The sequence below is a fragment of the Streptomyces sp. 8K308 genome, from assembly GCF_004348315.1.
In the GTDB taxonomy this organism is placed as follows: domain Bacteria; phylum Actinomycetota; class Actinomycetes; order Streptomycetales; family Streptomycetaceae; genus Streptomyces.
On sequence record NZ_SMKC01000671.1, the window covers coordinates 1 to 888 of the forward strand.

The window sequence follows — 888 nt, forward strand, 5'->3', positions numbered from 1 at the left end:
ACCCCCTCCGCCTCGCCCAGCGCCCCGAGGCCGACGAACTCCTCGGCCGCAGCCCGCTGGCCCGCCTCGTCGGCATGCTCCTCGACCAGCAGGTGCCCATGGAGTGGGCCTTCACCGGCCCCTACACCATCGCCACGCGGATGGGCGGCGACGACCTCGACGCCCGCGAGATCGCCGCCCGCGACCCCGGGGAGTTCGCCGAGCTGCTCGCCACCAAGCCCGCGGTGCACCGCTACCCGGGCTCGATGGCGCGCCGGGTGCAGCAGCTGTGCCAGTACCTCGTCGACCACTACGACGGCGACGCCGGCGCGCTCTGGCGCGACGTCGACGACGGCCGCGAGTTGCTCCGCCGGCTCAACGCGCTGCCCGGCTTCGGCAGGCAGAAGGCCCAGATCTTCCTGGCCCTGCTCGGCAAGCAGCTCGGCGTCACCCCCGCCGGCTGGCGCGAGGCGGCGGGCGCGTACGGCGAGGAGGGCGCCTACCGCTCCGTCGCCGACATCACGGGCCCCGACTCGCTGACCCGCGTCCGCGAGACGAAACAGGCCGCGAAACGCGCCACGAAGTCGTAGCCTCCCCCTCATGCTCCTCGGGGAACTGATCGGCAAGGGCCGCACCGCGGACGTCCACGCGCTGGACGACCACCGCGTGCTACGCCGTTACCGCGACGGCCGGGACGCCGGCGGCGAGGCCGCCGTCATGACCCACCTCGCCGCCCACGGTTACCCCGTCCCGGCCGTACACCCCGGCGCGCCGACGCCCGCCGACCTGATACTCGAACGCCTCACGGGCCCCACCCTCTTCGCCTCCCTCCTCGCCGGCGACACCCCGATACCCGAGGGTGCCCGGCTCCTCGCCGACCTGCTCCGCCGGCTGCACGCCGTCCCACCC

The 888-nt window shown here is 74.9% G+C and carries 2 protein-coding genes; both read left to right on the forward strand.

Going from position 1 to position 888, the window contains the following annotated elements; translation table 11 throughout:
• Positions 1-569, forward strand: a 569-nt coding sequence (locus E1265_RS36570) for an HhH-GPD-type base excision DNA repair protein (protein WP_132935227.1), incomplete at its 5' end; no start/stop codon positions are given.
• A gap of 10 nt (positions 570-579) precedes the next feature.
• Positions 580-888: phosphotransferase (locus E1265_RS36575; RefSeq protein WP_165954035.1), on the forward strand; the 309-nt coding region annotated here is incomplete at its 3' end.